This is a genomic window from Fictibacillus terranigra (assembly GCF_030412265.1).
Classification (GTDB): domain Bacteria; phylum Bacillota; class Bacilli; order Bacillales; family Fictibacillaceae; genus Fictibacillus_C; species Fictibacillus_C terrinigri.
On sequence record NZ_JAUHLN010000002.1, the window covers coordinates 261466 to 277859 of the forward strand.

At 42.4% G+C, this 16394-nt stretch carries 14 protein-coding genes; 3 read left to right on the forward strand and 11 right to left on the reverse strand.

Going from position 1 to position 16394, the window contains the following annotated elements:
- Window positions 1-84: 84 nt before the first annotated feature.
- The 9 genes from QYF49_RS09120 to QYF49_RS09160 all read right to left on the reverse strand — a co-directional run bounded on the left by QYF49_RS09120 (window position 85) and on the right by QYF49_RS09160 (window position 10717).
- Complete coding sequence (locus QYF49_RS09120; protein ID WP_425589561.1) at window positions 85-1380, reverse strand: ABC transporter substrate-binding protein; 1296 nt, start codon at window positions 1378-1380, stop codon at window positions 85-87.
- Window positions 1381-1474: 94 nt separating this feature from the next.
- Window positions 1475-2893 carry a response regulator gene (locus tag QYF49_RS09125; RefSeq protein WP_290399309.1) on the reverse strand — a complete coding sequence of 473 codons (1419 nt, stop codon included), beginning with the start codon at window positions 2891-2893 and terminating at the stop codon, window positions 1475-1477.
- Entirely contained in the window at window positions 2871-4304 is a 1434-nt protein-coding gene (locus tag QYF49_RS09130) for a sensor histidine kinase (RefSeq protein ID WP_290399310.1), read from the reverse strand. Before QYF49_RS09130 ends, QYF49_RS09125 begins: the two co-directional genes overlap by 23 nt.
- A complete protein-coding gene (locus tag QYF49_RS09135) occupies window positions 4301-5281 on the reverse strand; it encodes a sugar-binding protein (protein WP_290399311.1) in 981 nt (326 codons plus the stop codon). The genes QYF49_RS09130 and QYF49_RS09135 overlap by 4 nt, the downstream gene beginning before the upstream one ends.
- A gap of 79 nt (window positions 5282-5360) precedes the next feature.
- Entirely contained in the window at window positions 5361-6482 is a 1122-nt protein-coding gene (locus QYF49_RS09140) for a GerAB/ArcD/ProY family transporter (RefSeq protein WP_290399312.1), read from the reverse strand.
- A 66-nt stretch (window positions 6483-6548) separates the two neighbouring features.
- Window positions 6549-7643: a GerAB/ArcD/ProY family transporter gene (locus QYF49_RS09145; protein WP_290399313.1), complete on the reverse strand. Its 1095-nt coding sequence runs from the start codon at window positions 7641-7643 to the stop codon at window positions 6549-6551.
- A gap of 66 nt (window positions 7644-7709) precedes the next feature.
- Entirely contained in the window at window positions 7710-7937 is a 228-nt protein-coding gene (locus QYF49_RS09150; RefSeq protein WP_290399314.1) for a hypothetical protein, read from the reverse strand.
- Window positions 7934-9139, reverse strand: a complete 1206-nt coding sequence (locus QYF49_RS09155) for a Ger(x)C family spore germination protein (protein ID WP_290399315.1) — start codon at window positions 9137-9139, stop codon at window positions 7934-7936. Before QYF49_RS09155 ends, QYF49_RS09150 begins: the two co-directional genes overlap by 4 nt.
- A gap of 30 nt (window positions 9140-9169) precedes the next feature.
- A complete protein-coding gene (locus QYF49_RS09160; protein WP_290399316.1) occupies window positions 9170-10717 on the reverse strand; it encodes a spore germination protein in 1548 nt (515 codons plus the stop codon).
- A 165-nt stretch (window positions 10718-10882) separates the two neighbouring features.
- On the opposite strand from QYF49_RS09160, the gene QYF49_RS09165 reads away from it, so the two are divergent.
- On the forward strand, window positions 10883-11305 hold the full coding sequence (locus QYF49_RS09165; protein WP_290399317.1) for a VOC family protein: 423 nt from the start codon (window positions 10883-10885) through the stop codon (window positions 11303-11305).
- Between the two features lie 148 nt (window positions 11306-11453).
- Here the strand turns inward: QYF49_RS09165 and QYF49_RS09170 are convergent, their stop codons facing one another.
- Window positions 11454-12962, reverse strand: a complete 1509-nt coding sequence (locus tag QYF49_RS09170) for a M1 family metallopeptidase (protein WP_290399318.1) — start codon at window positions 12960-12962, stop codon at window positions 11454-11456.
- A 253-nt stretch (window positions 12963-13215) separates the two neighbouring features.
- Between QYF49_RS09170 and cbpA the strand changes: the two genes are divergently transcribed.
- Both cbpA and QYF49_RS09180 read left to right on the forward strand, forming a co-directional pair.
- Window positions 13216-13869, forward strand: a complete 654-nt coding sequence (cbpA, locus tag QYF49_RS09175; RefSeq protein ID WP_290399319.1) for a cyclic di-AMP binding protein CbpA — start codon at window positions 13216-13218, stop codon at window positions 13867-13869.
- A gap of 126 nt (window positions 13870-13995) precedes the next feature.
- A complete protein-coding gene (locus QYF49_RS09180) occupies window positions 13996-14721 on the forward strand; it encodes a gamma-glutamyl-gamma-aminobutyrate hydrolase family protein (RefSeq protein WP_290399320.1) in 726 nt (241 codons plus the stop codon).
- A gap of 29 nt (window positions 14722-14750) precedes the next feature.
- Here QYF49_RS09180 and QYF49_RS09185 read toward each other — a convergent pair whose 3' ends face one another.
- Entirely contained in the window at window positions 14751-16274 is a 1524-nt protein-coding gene (locus QYF49_RS09185) for an FAD-dependent oxidoreductase (RefSeq protein ID WP_290399321.1), read from the reverse strand.
- Window positions 16275-16394 lie beyond the last annotated feature (120 nt).

Below are 16394 nucleotides of genomic sequence, written 5' to 3' on the forward strand. Positions count from 1 at the left end.
GGTTCCATCCAACCGTTCCTCCTTAATTTTTAGTTGATATTAAGAAAAGAGGAAGGGATGTCCTCCTCCTCTTTTCTCTCATCCTTACTTTTTAAGTTCGCTGCTCGCTTGCTTGAACGAATCGATCAGCTGGTTGACGTTCTTTTGTGTGACAAAAATATTGACCGCCTGGTTCGCTTTTGTGACAAATCCTTCAGGAGCGGCTGAACCATGTGCCAGGCTGGCAGCCAGCTTGGCGGCTTTAAACTCTTTAATGGTCTGTTTTCCGTATTCATCATACTTGGAAACATCTGCGTCTGTTCTTGCAGGAATAGAACCTTTTAATGGATTAAAAGCATCCTGGCCATCAACTGACCCCAAAACAGACAGGAACTGTTTAACATCCTTAGCATTCCTGACACCTTTAGGCAGCCCGAACGTATCGGTGATGATCATAAACTGATTGTCTGTTCCAGGTGTCGGAACCCACCCGAAGTCTTCGTTCACTTTTAGCTTAAGATCATTCACAAAATAGCCTTTAGCCCAGTCTCCCATAATGTTCATCGCTGCATCACCTTTGGCGACCATTTGAGAAGCATCCTGCCAGTTTCTTGAACTGTGATCAGAATTAATGTAAGAAAGCATCTTTTTGAACGTTTCAGCCGCCTTCTTCACTTTAGGGTCGTCAAACTTCATTTCGCCTTTCCATAATTTCTGATAATCCTCATTTCCCAGCGTTCCAAGAAGGATGTTTTCATAAATCATAGTCGCTGTCCACGGCTCTTTATCCCCTAGTGCAAGAGGTGTGATACCTTTTTTCTTTAATTGGTCAGCCACCTTGAAAAACTCATCAAACGTTTTTGGAGCCTGAAGATTGTTATCAGCGAAGATTTTCTTGTTGTACCATAAAACGTTTCCGCGGTGGATGTCTACAGGTACAGAGTAGATTTTTCCGTCCTTGCTGACCATGTCGATCAGCTGTTTGGGAAACTTGTCATTCCATCCTTCTTTGTCATACAGATCATTCAAAGGCTCCATCTTGCCTGCTGCAACCCATCCGTCGTTCAGTTCAGAACCGCCATGCACCTGGAAAGTAGCAGGAGGATCATTCCCTTGCATTCGGCTTGCCAGTACGGCTTTAGCGTTCGTTCCTGCTCCACCGGCGACAGCCGCATTCTCGATAGGGATATCAGGATTTTTTTCTTCAAACAGCTTAATAAGAGCTTTTAATCCGTCCTCTTCACCGGCTCCTGTCCACCAGCTGAAGATCTCCAGCTTGCCTGAATTTTTCTTTTCGTCTGGCTGGCCAGAGCTTGATTGGCTGCAGGCTGACAGGATCAGACTGAGAGCCAGTACAGCATAAATCCATACTTTCTTTTTCAAGTGAACCTCCCCCTTCATTTGCGTTGATACCGCTTACATTATTAGTATAAAAAGGATCAGCGGGTTCTTGTTCGCCAATTTTCTGTACTTTTTTATCTTTATCTTCACTTTTTTATGATTTGCCCACATCTGCTTTTTGCCGGACATATTGCTTAGGGGAAAGAAGGTATTGCTTCTTGAATACACGGCTGAAATAGTTCGGATCTTTATAGCCGACCATGTAACTGATCTGCTTAAGGCTGTATTGATTTTGATTCAGCAGTTTCAGCGCTTTTCGAAGGCGGATCTCGGTAAGAAATTCTATGAACGTCATGTCGGTTTCTTCTTTAAACAATTTTGTAAAATAGGTCGGGCTCAATCCAGCCATTGCAGCTACCTGCTCTAAAGATATGGCCTCGTGGTAGTGATCATCGATATATTTCTTTGCCAGCTTCACCGGATCCTTTGCCTCTTTGTTGTCACTCCATTTTCTGCATGCGTTCCAGATCAGCTCCATCCACCCCTTTCTATTTTCAGGGTAGGAAAAATCACTGACATCGATTTCTTCCTGAGCCAATCTTTCCCTCAGTAAAATATATAAATCCAATGATTGTGAAGATGATATTTTTCCACCCAGCATGCTATTCGCTCCATTTGGATCGTTATTGCAGATTGCCTCAACGATTTCAGTGAGACCGGTATCTTTTGAAGGGTTAACCTGGGAAATATGAGCAAAGCGCCCGTTGTTCTGCTTTTTTAGAAAATAAACAGTCTTAGCCGCTTCCTCATAAGAGTGCCGAATCTCTTTCAAATCCGTATAAGGCTTCCCCACCCCCATCCATAATTTTCCAAATACTTCCGCTTGAATTCTCTTTGCCAGTTCCAAAGAATTGTTGATAGGGTTACTCACGTGGCTCATAAAAAGCAATACAAGCTGATTTCCATATGGCAGGGAAATAAATGGAAATGGAGATCTTTTATGAAGCAGAGAAATCACTTGCTCTGATGGCAGGCTCTCCTCACATTCCACGACAGAAATAAAGGAATTCTTCATATTTGGAAATAAGACAGCCAAAGGTTCAAGAACCGTATCGTTATGCTCATACTGCAGAATCTTTAATAGAATATTTTCTAAAACAATCTCTGTTGTAGCAGAATAGCGGTTTTGTTTATCCCGCTCTTCAGAAATGGACTGGCAAACTCTTTGAATCGCTTGGACCGTTTCTTTTGCAGTGCTGGGCTTTAGCAGGTACTCTCTTACCCCCTCCTTCATCGCTTCTTTTGCATATTGAAAAGATTCATAGGCCGTTACCATGATAAATTGCATCGCTGGATGCTGTCTTTTGATCGATTGAATGGCTTCTATTCCGTTCAAGCCGGGCATTTTAATATCCATCAGCATAAAATCAGGTTTGTGTTTTCTGGCCAATTCAACGGCTATTCTTCCATTGGAAGCTTCCCCTGCAATCGTGATATCGGGAAAGTGATCTTCGATTATCCTTCGTAACGCTTTCCGTTCCAGGCTTTCATCATCTGCTATGATTACTTTCAATAGAAGCACCGTCCTTCTTGGGAAATAGAAGTTTAACCGAAGTACCAGACCCGGGGCTGGAATGGATCTTTACAAGTTGATCGGCTTGATAGAAAAGCGCCATTCGTCTCATCACATTTTCCAGACCAATGCCGGTTGAATGGCCCACATGAACCGTTCCTGTCTGTTTCTTTAATGCACCGGCTGGCATTCCCGCTCCATTATCTTTTACTTCTGCTATGATTGTTTCTCCTTCATCATAAATGGACAAGCAGATCTCTCCCCCTTCCTCCATGCTCTCAACCCCATGGATAAACGCATTTTCAACAATGGGTTGGAGAATCAGCCTCGGAACTAAGATGTTCGTACACCCTTCATCAATGTCGGTGTGAAAGGCGATCCTGTCGGAAAACCTTGTCTGCTGAATATGAAAATACTCAATGACTACCTTTACTTCTTCACGCAAGAGAACAGATTGATTGATATCGTTTAGACTGTATCGGAGCAGCGTGGATACAGAATGAATGAGTCTCGACGTTTCGTCTGCCTGTTCAAAATAGGCCATCCTTGAGATGGTATTCAACGTATTGAATAAGAAATGAGGATTGACCTGATTCTGAAGATGTTTCAGCTCAAGCTCTTTAAGCAGGGAATCAAGCTCGGACTTTTCTTCCATCTCAGAGATGTACTGACGGATGTTTTTGCGCATCAGATTAAAGGTTTCACCGAGCAGCTTCAGCTCATCGTTGGACTGGATCAGTATGGGCTTCCCATCAAGCTTTCCGGCCGAGACTTCTGTAGCGGCTTTCGATAGAATTTGTACAGGTTTATTGATTCCTCTGGAGAACCAAAGGGCAAAAAAGATGGCAAGCAAGACCGTCGTATTAAATAGAAACAAAGTAAACCACTTGAAAGATTCACTTCTCTTTTCGAGGTCTGCATAAAATGATTGATAATCCGTCAGTTCAAGATCGATCAGTGACAAGGTGGTGTCTTGAAGATAAGAAGAAGTGTTCCTCGCTTCCTTTAAATGCAATGAATATTGATCGATGTCATCTTGAATAGCAAATCCGATCGATAACTCGCATTCTTGTATTAAGGTTTGCACCATATGGATATAGGTTTGCAGCTGAATACGGTCAAACCCTTTCTGATCCTGTTGGAGCAATCCTGTCTTTTCGTTTAATTTATATCGTAATTTGTGAAACTCATGGATTACTTTTTTGTTTCTTTCCACCACATACTGGTTGGCTTTATCATAGAGCTGATCTGAAGTCTGTGAGATTTCGTTCAGAAGGAGTAATTGCTTAAAGCGAGAATCATACTCCAACAAGAAGGATCTGCTGCTGAAAAAAACGGAGATGGAAACCACGTTAAAAAGAAGGACAAACACAAAAAAATAGAGTAATAGCTTGCTGCGGATCGTTTTCACCTTGAGTCCCCCCACAGCATTGCTGGTTTCGTTTTTTTAATGATATCGGTCTTAGTATATTGGAGCGGTTGAGGCAGCTTTCCTTTTTTCAGCGACAAAAGAGTTCGGACGGCCATTTCGCCCATTTGATAAGGATACTGCCCGACGGTTGAATTAATTTGTTCGGCACGGATAAGAGCCATGGTCCCGGGTAAAGTATCAAAGGATATAATGAATGGTTTTTTCTTGCTTTGATATTGTGAAGTGACCTGGCTGATCCCAATGCCATCCAAAGCGCTCGTCCCAAAAAAGGCAGTAATATCCGGATCATTCTTGAGTAATTCATAGGTAGCCTGCAGTGCCCCACTTTTTGTGATGTTCGATTCTTGAATCCCGACGACCTCTAATCTTTTATGTTTGGCAAGAACGTCTTCAAATCCTTTTACCCGCAGCTGCTGATTGGACGCGTCAAGCCGGCCCGTTACAATTCCAACCTTTTGTCTGCCGCGCGTATTTCTCACCAGTTCTTCTCCTGCAAGCTTGCCTGCCCTGTAATTGTCAGAACCTACATACACCTGGCGTTCACTCTCCGGGGCATCGGTATCAACCGTAAGGAGCGGGATTCCTTTTTGTACGGATTTATTAACGAGGTAGTTAAACTTTTCATTGGAGACACCCTGGGTCATAATACCATCGACCTTGCCTGCAATGGCTTTATCGATAAAGGTAAGCTGTTCTTCATTGTTCGCCTGCTTTGGCCCCAGATAGTCCAAGTGAATATGACGTTTTGCTGCTTCTGCTTTCGCTCCTTTTTCTACAAGCCGCCAATATTCATTATCTATTTCCTCGGATATGAGGACAAAATGATAAACATATTTTTGCGAGTGTGCAGCGGAGGGCTTTACCTGAAACGTTTCTCTTCCGAAAAAGAGCATATAGCCGGCGTTTAAACAGAATACGGCTGTAAATATGAATAGGCCTATTTTTTTCAATCCCATATAAAACCTCTCTTGGAAGCGTTTTATATTTATCATAATGGATTGCAAAAAGATTGGATAGACCGATTTCCGGAAAGTTTTACTGTACAGATTGATTCGGAGCCTGCTCCTTGTTACGTTGTTTCTTCCTAAACCATGCAATAAGAAGTAACAGAACTGGAATCAAAGTCATTAACAATGTCCCATAAAAAGGATAAATGGTTACGAGAAAATGGTTGAGTTCTTCGAAGTTAGGAGCAACCCACTGACAGCCAAGCACAGTCAAAAGAAAACCAAATGGAAATACGATTGGTCTGTAGTCGGAAAGGTTTAACCATTGGGACGTTCCTAGAACCAATGCATAATAGAACATTGATACTTTGATAAATATGCCCATAATCCATATGGCGATTGCGACTGATTCAAGGTGCTCAAAGAAGGTTGATACAGTGATGTACCGGATAGCGGTAAACAATGGAAAGGCATAGCCACTTGCAGATCCTCCAAATAAGAATATAGCTGTCAAATTGGTAATAACAAAGTTAACCATTATTCCTATCACCAAAATCATACTCCATTTCATTCCTTTATCACGATCAGATAAAAATGGAAGAATCAAAGTGATGAGGAAAGTCTCCCCAAACCATACCTGCGGTGCAGCTGCGCCCATAATCACAGGCAAAGAACCATGCTCCATAATGGGTAACATATGCTTTGGGTCGAAATCCTTCAAAAGGAGTATGGCTGTAATTAGCGGAAGAAGGAATACAATTGGAACGAACAGGTTTGCGGTTCTTCCAAGCACTTCAATTCCGCCGCTTACAGCAAAAGCACAGACCAAAATCATTCCTCCAATGATTACAAACGGCGGTGTTTTTTGCAGGAATGAAACACTAACAAATGTTGAATACTCTCTTAATATAATGCTGCCTAAATGGAGCAAAAAGAACAGATAGACAAAACCAAGTATCTTTCCAAAAAATCGACCGATAATAAGTTCAACATATTGAATGAGAGATTCCTTTGGATAGATCCTGTGTAACTGATACAGGATAAAAGCTGTAAAAAATCCATTAACGGATCCTAGAATAGGCGATATCCACATATCACGCTCTGCATAAGAACCTGTAATGCCAGGAACGGTCAGGAGAGCGGTTGCTGCAATCGTTGGATACATAATAAGTGCCATTTGAAAGGAGGAAATTTTACCTTTTTCAATCATTGATCTACCCCATTGCATTTTTTCTTTAGTATTTCCACACAACCATAAAAACAGACTTAATAGGTTCTAAGTCCTTCTATACCTTTTTCGAATTGCTGAAATGACCAATAAAATAAACGGTATGATGATCTGGAGTGGCACATGTAAAAATAAGGGGACCTTCTTCAGTCCAATTTCTACATGTTCCATAAAGGAAGTTGCAATGATAAGTGACAATGGTACGACGATCGCACCAAACAGAACAACCAGCGAACGGGCGCTTACCAATTTAAACAACTCAGCAGCTCCGATTGCAGCACCATAGATAAACGACCCAACTTTAAAAAATCCGCCTATGATCATCGTTATAATCACAACGGCATCAATTCTTTCAATGAAATTTCCTACCGATGCCAGCTTGACCACCGTAAGCAACGGATAGGTTCTGTCGCTTATCCATTTAGGTCCTATGACAGAAATAACGTTGATCATATTAACAGTCAATAGAATTCCTGAAACAAGAACAACCATCATTCCTAATTTTTTCACTTTCCTTAAATCATGTAACATTGGCCAAAACATCATAAAAAGCACCATCTCTCCAAATGGAAACGTAACAACTATGGGAAATGCGGCCCTCCAAACCGTTCCGATTCCTGTTTCAAATATAGGCGTGATCCGCGCTATATCAAAAATTTGTGAGCTGTAAACGATAATCCAACTTGCTATGGCTATGAGAAACAGAAAAGGAAGCAATATCTCCCCCGTACGCCCGAACACCTCGATTCCTCCGCTTAAACAATAAACAATAACAGCGATAAAACCACCGATCACAACAAGCATTGGGGTTTTTGGCAAAATAGTCCCGGCTACAAGTTCACCAAAATCTCTCGCCACTCGTGAGGCTAGATAGATAAAATAAAGAACATAGATGGCATTCAATGGGTAGCCAATATATCGGCCCACAATTTTTGGAATCATTTGGGTAAGGGTATGTCCTGGGTAGTGTTCAAACAACTTTGTATAAACCCACATTAAAACCAGGCCGCAAAACATCCCCGCCAGGATCGCTAACCATGCATCTTGTTTGGCTTCTGCCCCTAGACCGAAAATAACAGTGCTTCCAATTTCAAAACCCAACATGATATAAAAAAGCTGAATAAATCCTATCTTTTGCTGCATTGATCGATTGTCCCGTTTTTGATCATACTTTTTTTCTCCTTGTGATTGCTCCTAAACATGATCCTCCTATTTCTCAAGCAGCTTACCCAATGGACTGAAAAGGCTGTCGATCATCTGCGTAGGACCCGGTAAGTCCGGAAAAAAAAGAAGAAGAATGGCGAGAAGCCACCCCATTGCTGTAATGGTAACAAAAGCCTTTTTCTCCTTCTTCTGATGTTGATCCATTTTTGGCCATTCATAAAAAGTAAGCAGAACGACCACTATTGTTATCCCTATGATTGTCGGCCATTTCATTTCTCTTTTATCTCTTCTTTCTTTAACCCGGCCGGTGTGGTAGATAAGCCAGGCCGGCGTATCCGCATACGAATATCGGTATTGACGACCACTTTCGGAAGGACTTTATCCCAATGATCTTTCACTTTCTCCCATTCTTTCGGGTATTTGCGGTGAAAAGCCTCAGCAAAACCAAACACGTCTACATTCATTCCTTTCTGAACCTGGCTTAAGGACTCATTAATTCGCTGATTCAGTGCTTTATTTGCTTTATCTTCAATCTGTTTTACAACGTCAAGACTCATCGCATCAAGATGGGTTCCATTTTCTACAATTGTATTTTCTGAAGTGATCTTGGCCGTGATCGTCCACTTTCCATTCTTGATTTTAGGGACCAGTCTTGTTTTTTGCCGTATAGGATCCAGCGCTATGGTTTGTCTTCTCTTCGGATATACGGTGATCGACAACACTTTGATTTCATCTCTTAACCATAATAATCCTCGTGTTACCCTTGCATTGATTTGACCGATCATTTTATCTTTCTTAAAGATCGCAGTACCTGCGATGTATGCCGATGTTTCTTTTTTTTCTTCCCCATGCAACCGGGGCAGTATCTTAATCAGGGGCAAGATTGCCCCACCCGCATCGCCTGTTAACATCTCTTCAAATTCGTTAACTGTAACCGCAGCACCCGTACGCATCTGAGCTAGCCTTCGGAGTGCTTCTCCCTCGTATTGATCCAGTGGCGGCATTAATTCCATAACATCAGCTGCCTTCCCATCACTGACAAACAAATGGGCATTTTCCCGAGGCTCGGGATGACGCAATAAAAAATCAATCTCCGGATCAAGCCCACCCTGTTTAGCCAGCTTCTTCCCAAGAATAAAAATTTTGCAGTGTCCCCAGAAGATTTGACGTGATATTTTTGTCTGAAGCTTTGACGCTGCATCTGCCATATTTTTTCCAACCGCCGATCTCACTGAAATGATGGATCCCCGACCGCCAGTTCCCTGCTGTCCATTGCTCACGTTTCGGGGATTCAAAGTTTGGATGGTAAGCTCAATGCTGTTTTTCCCCTTGCTTTTATCGATGGCAGCTCCCAATACCATTGCCATATCATTGACCTCTTTTCTGTCCCAGCAACCCGTAAGAAGGAAACTAGATGAAAGTAAGAGAAGAGAAGTGAGCGTTATTATGAATTTTCGTGATAGAAAGAGATTCATTTCTTTGGTCCTTCCCTTTAGGTCTATACTCTATTTTTCCTCTTTACTCGGACTCGTTTTTTTCCAGGAGGCTTTCCGGTAAGTATCGAATTTGCCAGTTAAATGGGGCCGGGTGTTCATCATCCACCAAGGAGCACGGAAGAAGGTATCTTTCAATTCACGACCTTGCAAAGGGGCGATTGGTGTTAAGTATGGAAGCCCAAATGAACGCAAAGTACATAAATGGACGATGATCGTGATAATCCCCAGCATAATGCCAAGTAAACCAAGCGTAGCGGCGAGAAAAATCAACGGAAAGCGCAGGAGCCTCAATGCCAACCCTTGTGTATAGTGGGGCATCATAAAAGATGAAATACCCGTAATAGCAACAACAATGACCATCGGGGCTGAAACCAGACCGGCTGAGACAGCGGCCTCACCGATGACCAGCGCGCCTACAATACTGACAGCAGCCCCTATTTGTTTGGGAAGCCGCACCCCCGCTTCGCGCAACGCTTCAAAAGTAATTTCCATCAATAACGCTTCCACAAACGCAGGAAAGGGAACGGATTCTCTTGAAGCTGCTACACTAATCAGCAACGATGTGGGCACCATCTCCTGGTGGTAGGTAGTAACCCCTACATAGAGCGCAGGCAATACAAGAGATAGCCCCATAAACAGCATACGCAATAAGCGGATGCTTGAACTAACCAGGGCACGCTGATAATAGTCCTCTGGCGACTGGAGTAACGAAAAAAAGCCAATGGGGGCAATCAGGGCAAAAGGAGTACCGTCCACCAAAATCACTACCCGCCCCTCCAGGAGGTTAGCAGCGGCTGTATCTGGCCTTTCCGTATTAATAAGTTGAGGAAAAGGAGAACGAGGACTGTCTTCGATCAATTCCTCGATATATCCGCTTTCCAATACACTGTCAATATCAATGCGCTTCAATCGGTTTTCGACTTCTTTAATGAGGGATTGATCCGCCAGTCCTTCTACATATGCAATCACGATATCCGTACTGGTATAGCTTCCAATTTTCATTGATTTCATTTTGAGGTCAGGACTTTTGATTTTTCGCCGGAGCAAGGAGGTATTGACTCCCATCGTTTCAACAAAACCTTCCCTTGGCCCTCTTACAAGGCTCTCTGCAGTCGGTTCTTCCACCGATCTTTTTTCCCACTTGCCAAGCCCCAAGGCAAGACCTGTTTCCGCTTCATCCAACAAAAGTACAGGATTGCCGATTGAAATATTTTCTATACAATCCGCAAACGTCTTCACTTCATTCAGTTTTGAAATGGTCATTTTTTCCCGCAGAGCCGACTGTGGACTATCAATTTCCCCTTCTGTTTCTTCCATTAATGAGCCGAGTACATGGTCATTGAGTTCCTCAATATTGGATAAGCCCTCTATGTATACAAGAACTGCCTTTGTTTTTCCACCCATCAAAAGGGTCCGAAAGACCACATCGAAACAATCCTGATACATGGAGCGGAGAACCTGAAGATTGTCATTTAAATCTGAAGAAAGGACTTGTTGCTTCAATACCTGTTGCGTATTTAGATTGTCTAGCTTTTTAAACCTTTTTCTTCGAAACAACTTAAAAAGCTCCCTCCCTTAATTTCATAATCTGTTTATTTTATTATGACCATGAGCGGCGCTGAATATCTGTTTTTCAATCATTCGACTGCCTTTGTAATTGAAAACACAACTAATGTTCGGATAAGATCATATTAAGATCAAAAATGCTTGGCAAACTTATTCATGATAGGAGAATGTAAATCGATTAAACCCTATTTAATGTTTAACAGGGATTGCGAAGAGGCTTTTCATTTATATCAAAGAGCGTTTCAGGGAGAAATGGTTGCTATACAAAAATACGGTGAAATGCCTCCAAATCGTGAATTTCCTTTAGCTGAAGATGACAAAAAACTTGTATTGCATGCACAATTGAAATTAACGGAATCAGGATATGTGATGGGTTATGATGGGAATAGAGACATTCAAAACGGTGAAAAGGTCTGCATAAGTGTGGAGATTGACTCAGAGGATCGTGCTAGAAACGCATGGAATTTGCTTAAAGAAGGCGGAAGCATTCATATGGACCTTCAAGAAACCTTCTTCTCCAAACTTCACGGTTCCTTAAAGGATCGTTATGGAGTTACCTGGATGTTCACCGTAATGTAAATATAGAAAATCATATTCTAATGTCATGAAAAAGAGCTGAGTCCTCAGCTCTTTTTTTCAATCACATCCATTTAATTACGGTACATGAAATTATCAACCATGAAAAAACCGGCTCATAATTGAGCCGGTGATCTGCAGTGATCGTACTCTATTCTTGATCGGAAAGATACACGCGGTGATCTTTAAAAAACTCTCCAAGGTCTTTCCCGGTTTCTCTTTCCATGATGGTGACGAAATCTTTCGTCGTCGTCACACCAAACTTTTTCTCTTTAAAGTAGACTTTCATCGCTGAGTAGAATGCTTTGTCCCCTACTTTTAGACGGAGATCATTAAGAGTGCGGGAACCGTAGCCATAAATCATTTGATAGTAAGCGCTAATCCCTGAGTCTCCGTCCGCTGTAAATGTTGAGACTGGAGAGGAAAGATGATATTTACTATTTGATACGGCCGGTGTGGTGAGCTGATTTAACTCATTGTCATGTAAAGCTGCTGAATAGGTTGCAAAGGATTCATCCAGCCAAGGCTCATCATATTCGTTATCTCCAATAATCCCATAGAACCATTGATGCCCGATCTCGTGCGCGGTCACCGATCTTACCCATTCTTGAGAACGTTGTCCTGCTATACTGATCATGACGAGCTGAGGATATTCCATTCCGCCGAACCAGCCTTCCATTCCAACGATATCAAGTTCAGGCCATGGATAGGTGCCAAAATGATCGCTGAACAAATCGATGCTCTTCAGGCCGGACTTCAGCATGGAGTCGGCATAAGCGGCTTGTTCCGCTGTATAGTAAACATTGATTTTAACGTTGTTGACCAGCCCTTTTTTAACTTTGTAGGTGGGGTCCATCTCCATTGCAAAATCTCTGACATTATGGGCTTTATAACGGTGTACGGCCAAGTTTCCTATCGTCTGCGGTTTCCCTGCCTCAGTACCTGTGGCTGCGATGACTTGATTTTTGTCAGTGGTTACTGTAACATCATAGTCTCCTGTTAAAGAATAGAAGGATTCACCGGCATGGAAGTACGGGTCTACATTCCAGCCTTCATTGTCATAGACAGCAAGAATTGGGAACCAGTTTCCGAGCGATACCGTATTTTTGAACCAGCCGAAGCGGTCCTGCTGCTCAGGAACGTTCACCGTAAAATTCATGCTGACAGTGGCTGACTTATCTTTTTTAATTTTTACAGAGGGAATATGCAGCGCGGTTCCATCAACGTTGTAAACTGAACGTTTGCCATCTACTTTCACATTGCTGACGTCCATGCTGCCTCCATTTTCTGCAAACATGTCGGCGTTCCCCCAAAGATTGAAATAGAGCTCATCTAAGTTTTTCTTCAAATTGTTCTTAAACTTTACAGATAGCTTCCCTGAAATTTGATGCTTAGCTGTGTCATAGAACACGTTCATCTTGTAACTGGGTTTGGAAGGTCCCATCACATTTAAGCTGCTGCCTTGTTTTGCACGGTCCTGAAAAGGAGTTTTTGCTGTCTGACTCGATATTTGCATTGGATGGTAGCCGCCTTTCATTACATGCGGCGGAGTGATGGTTTGTTTACCTTGAGCAGCGGCTGCAGCAGACCCCGTAAATAAACCTGCTGCAAGCAAGGCAGCTGTTGTGATCGTCACGGCTTTTTTTGCTGGTTTTCTCATGATATATCCTCCTTTAGTTTACTCCCTTACCTATTTCTGGATACAAAAGTCCGTCTCCTTGCGACAAAAGGCTCAATCATTCGACACAGATGGAAAAATAAAGGGAATATTCTCATGGGTCGATTGGATGAAATTGTAAAATATCATAATTTTTTGAAAATATGTCGGGACTTCAAAGGATTACGAAAAGGGAATAATGGAAAGCGTGACGAAACTAGAAGGAATGATCGCATTCTATCTATAGGGGGACAAAATGAAGATTAAATCCAACTACATACCAAAAACGAAAGTAACGTACGTCACAGAGAACACATCCATCAGCGAGAGCAGAAGACAGCTCACTCAGTCCGGTTATCGATGTATTCCCGTTCTTGATGAAAAAGCAGAAAAGTTTCGTGGGCTGATCTATAAAGAAACAACGTCCGATTACATCATTGATGACGCAGGCTCTACATCTGATCCAGTAAGCAAACTGATACAGGATAAGGACAGCTTCGTTTTTGAGGACACTCCCTATTTTAAAGTCTTGTTTTCGATCCGGCGCCTTCCTTTCATGGCTGTTATTGATGACAACGGCTATTTTCAAGGAATTGTTACCCATTCAAAAGTGATGGATATTCTTGAAGATTCCTACGGCATCAAAAAAGGCGGATATTCGCTCACTGTTTCTACAACAGAAGGAAAAGGATCCTTGAAAAAGCTGTTTTCTTCCATAAATGATGATTATAACATTGAAGGAGTATTCACTCAGGATGCAGGCAAACAGTTCGTGCGCCGGATCATCATTACATTTAACCGCTCTGTGTCAAAAGATCAAGTGGAGCAGCTCGTTCACAAGATTGAAAACAGCGGGTTTAAAGTGGCAGAAATAGAAGATTTAAGAGAGTTTGAGAATGCTAATCTATAAGCAAGCCGAAAAAGACGCATAATATCAATCCATGCGTCTTTTTTATTGTTATGGGTCTTATTTTGATAACGTAATCACCAAAGGGGCATACTGCAAATACAAAGATAAAGGTGAAAGGATTTTCCTATGAACAAAGCCTTCCCGATCATCGTGATTCCAGTCTCAAGTGCCGATCATAATGGAACACACAGCAGTATTTTACACCAAAAATACAGTGAAGCCATTATTCAAGCGGGTGGTCTTCCCGTCTTGCTGCCATCTGTAGACAAAACGTTGACTGAACAAATGATCAAGCAGTGTGATGGGATTGTATTGCCTGGAGGAGATGACGTTGATCCCTTCTACTATCAGCAGCATCCCAAGCCAGAACTTGGCACCGTAAACAGGATGCAGGACGCATTCGAAATCCATGCTGTAAGGTTCGCTGAACAGAACAAAAAACCTCTGTTAGGCATATGCCGCGGAATGAACATCCTCAATGTTGCCTTTGGAGGGACACTGATTCAGCACATTCCCGCTGAGGCGCAACAGGCAATTAAACATAAACAGCAGGCGCCGCGAAATGTTCCCACACATGAAGTTGTGATCAAGAGTAATTCATTACTGTACGAACTGACAGGAACAACGACTGTTCAAGTGAACAGCTTCCACCATCAATCCATTAATTCTGCAGCTCCGCCTCTTCTTCCCTGTGCTTTTGCCCCGGATGGAATCGTGGAAGCCATTGAAGGCAGGAACAGGGACCATTTTATTCTCGGTGTTCAATGGCATCCTGAAGAGCTTACCGCTTCTCCTGAGATGCTGAACCTATTTCAAGCTTTTATTAATGCAGCAAAAAGTGGCTTCCAATAATATAAGGAGGCCACTTTTTTCTTTTTGATCTATTGATCCAGTTTCTCCAGCGGATCTTTTGCTGGACCTTCAACAACTTCTCCTTTATAAGAAAAACGTGATCCATGGCATGGACAATCCCATGAGCGTTCGGCATTGTTCCACTCAACTTCACAACCCATGTGAGTGCAGGTCGTATCAAGAACATAGAGCTTTCCTTCAGGATCCTTATAGGCGCCTGCCCTTTTACCATTAAAGGTCACTGCAGCCCCTTCATCCGGGCCCAAATCTGCTGGTGTTTTATCCGGCATTTCGAGTTTACCTTCAATAAGATGCTTCGCCACATCCGCATTTTCCCTTACTAGGGTTTTCAGGCTTGGATCAGCCTTAAATCTTGAAGGTGTAAAAACATCAGCATAAAGATTCCTTTTTTCTAAAATAATGTCTCTTAAAATGAGGGCCGCAGCGGTTCCGTTTGTCATCCCCCATTTTCTATAACCAGTCGCGACAAGGATGTTCTCACGATTTTCACTTATTTTCCCAACATAAGGGATTTTGTCCAAAGTGATTAAATCCTGTGCTGACCATCGGTACGGAATCTCAGATATTCCAATTACCTTTTCACTGAAATCATGCAGAGCTTCGTAATGTTTGCTTGTACAAAAGTCCTGTCCAGTCTGATGGCTTTCTCCTCCTACAATAATCAACTTTTCACCATTATCATCTGTATATCTTAGAGAACGAGTAGGACTGTCCGCACTCAAATACATGCCCCCTGGATATGGATGTACAGCCTTCACTCCTATGGCATACGACCTTTCAGGATGCATTCTTGCAAAATAAAATCCCGCACCGTCATAAAAAGGAAAGTGGGAGGCTACAACGGCGTATTTGCAGGAAATTTTATGTCCTTCCCTTGTAACTACCCGCAGCTGATTATTCGCCTCGATATCAACTGCTGTTGTTCCCTCAAAGATTTTGCCCCCATTCTTTGTAATTTCCTGTACGAGGGCCGTTAAATACTTAACCGGATGAAATTGCGCCTGGTTTTTCATCGCAACCGCTCCGTGTACAGCTAAATCCAATGCGATCCGATCTGAATATTCGCTTTTAATGTTGAGTTTTTGATAAGCTTCATATTCTTTTTGAACTTGGTTGAGATAGGATTCGGACTCTGCATAAATGATCGCATCTTCTTCCGAAAAGTCACAGTCGATCTGATGGTCTTCAATCATGGATCTTATAAATTTCAGACCATCATGATTCGCTTCATAGTAGAGCTTTGTTTGTTCAATTCCAAAATGCTGGATCAACTCGTCATAGATGACGCCGTGCTGGCATGTTATCTTTGCGGTCGTATGGCCGGTCGTTCCGTTTAGAAGTTTGCCGCCATCGATCAATACGGCTTTAACCCCTTCTTTAGCCAGGAGATAAGCAGTTGTAATTCCAGTAATCCCACCGCCTATTACCACAGCCTCTGCTTCCAAATCAGATGTTAAAGCTTCATATTCGGGTATCTGGCAGGAGTCTCTCCAATAAGACTCTGAAAAATCCGGCAGTTTACTTTTTTTCATAAAATAGGGATCCCTCCTCGTTACTTCCTATATTTCCCTCTTGTTCATTTTTCATGTGATATTGTGTTCCATCCATTACTTTTATACCCAAATAAGGATCAATTTAAATAAAAAAACCAG

Bases quoted from the DNA above. Each gene is read 5' to 3' on its own strand.
- QYF49_RS09140 (WP_290399312.1), bottom strand. From the start codon at position 6,482: ATGATTGAAAAAGGTAAAATTTCCTCCTTTCAAATGGCACTTATTATG.
- QYF49_RS09145 (WP_290399313.1), bottom strand. From the start codon at position 7,643: ATGCAGCAAAAGATAGGATTTATTCAGCTTTTTTATATCATGTTGGGT.
- QYF49_RS09170 (WP_290399318.1), bottom strand. From the start codon at position 12,962: ATGAGAAAACCAGCAAAAAAAGCCGTGACGATCACAACAGCTGCCTTG.
- QYF49_RS09150 (WP_290399314.1), bottom strand. From the start codon at position 7,937: ATGAAATGGCCGACAATCATAGGGATAACAATAGTGGTCGTTCTGCTT.
- QYF49_RS09180 (WP_290399320.1), top strand. From the start codon at position 13,996: ATGAACAAAGCCTTCCCGATCATCGTGATTCCAGTCTCAAGTGCCGAT.
- cbpA (WP_290399319.1), top strand. From the start codon at position 13,216: ATGAAGATTAAATCCAACTACATACCAAAAACGAAAGTAACGTACGTC.
- QYF49_RS09155 (WP_290399315.1), bottom strand. From the start codon at position 9,139: ATGAATCTCTTTCTATCACGAAAATTCATAATAACGCTCACTTCTCTT.
- QYF49_RS09165 (WP_290399317.1), top strand. From the start codon at position 10,883: ATGATAGGAGAATGTAAATCGATTAAACCCTATTTAATGTTTAACAGG.
- QYF49_RS09135 (WP_290399311.1), bottom strand. From the start codon at position 5,281: ATGGGATTGAAAAAAATAGGCCTATTCATATTTACAGCCGTATTCTGT.
- QYF49_RS09120 (WP_425589561.1), bottom strand. From the start codon at position 1,380: ATGAAGGGGGAGGTTCACTTGAAAAAGAAAGTATGGATTTATGCTGTA.
- QYF49_RS09185 (WP_290399321.1), bottom strand. From the start codon at position 16,274: ATGAAAAAAAGTAAACTGCCGGATTTTTCAGAGTCTTATTGGAGAGAC.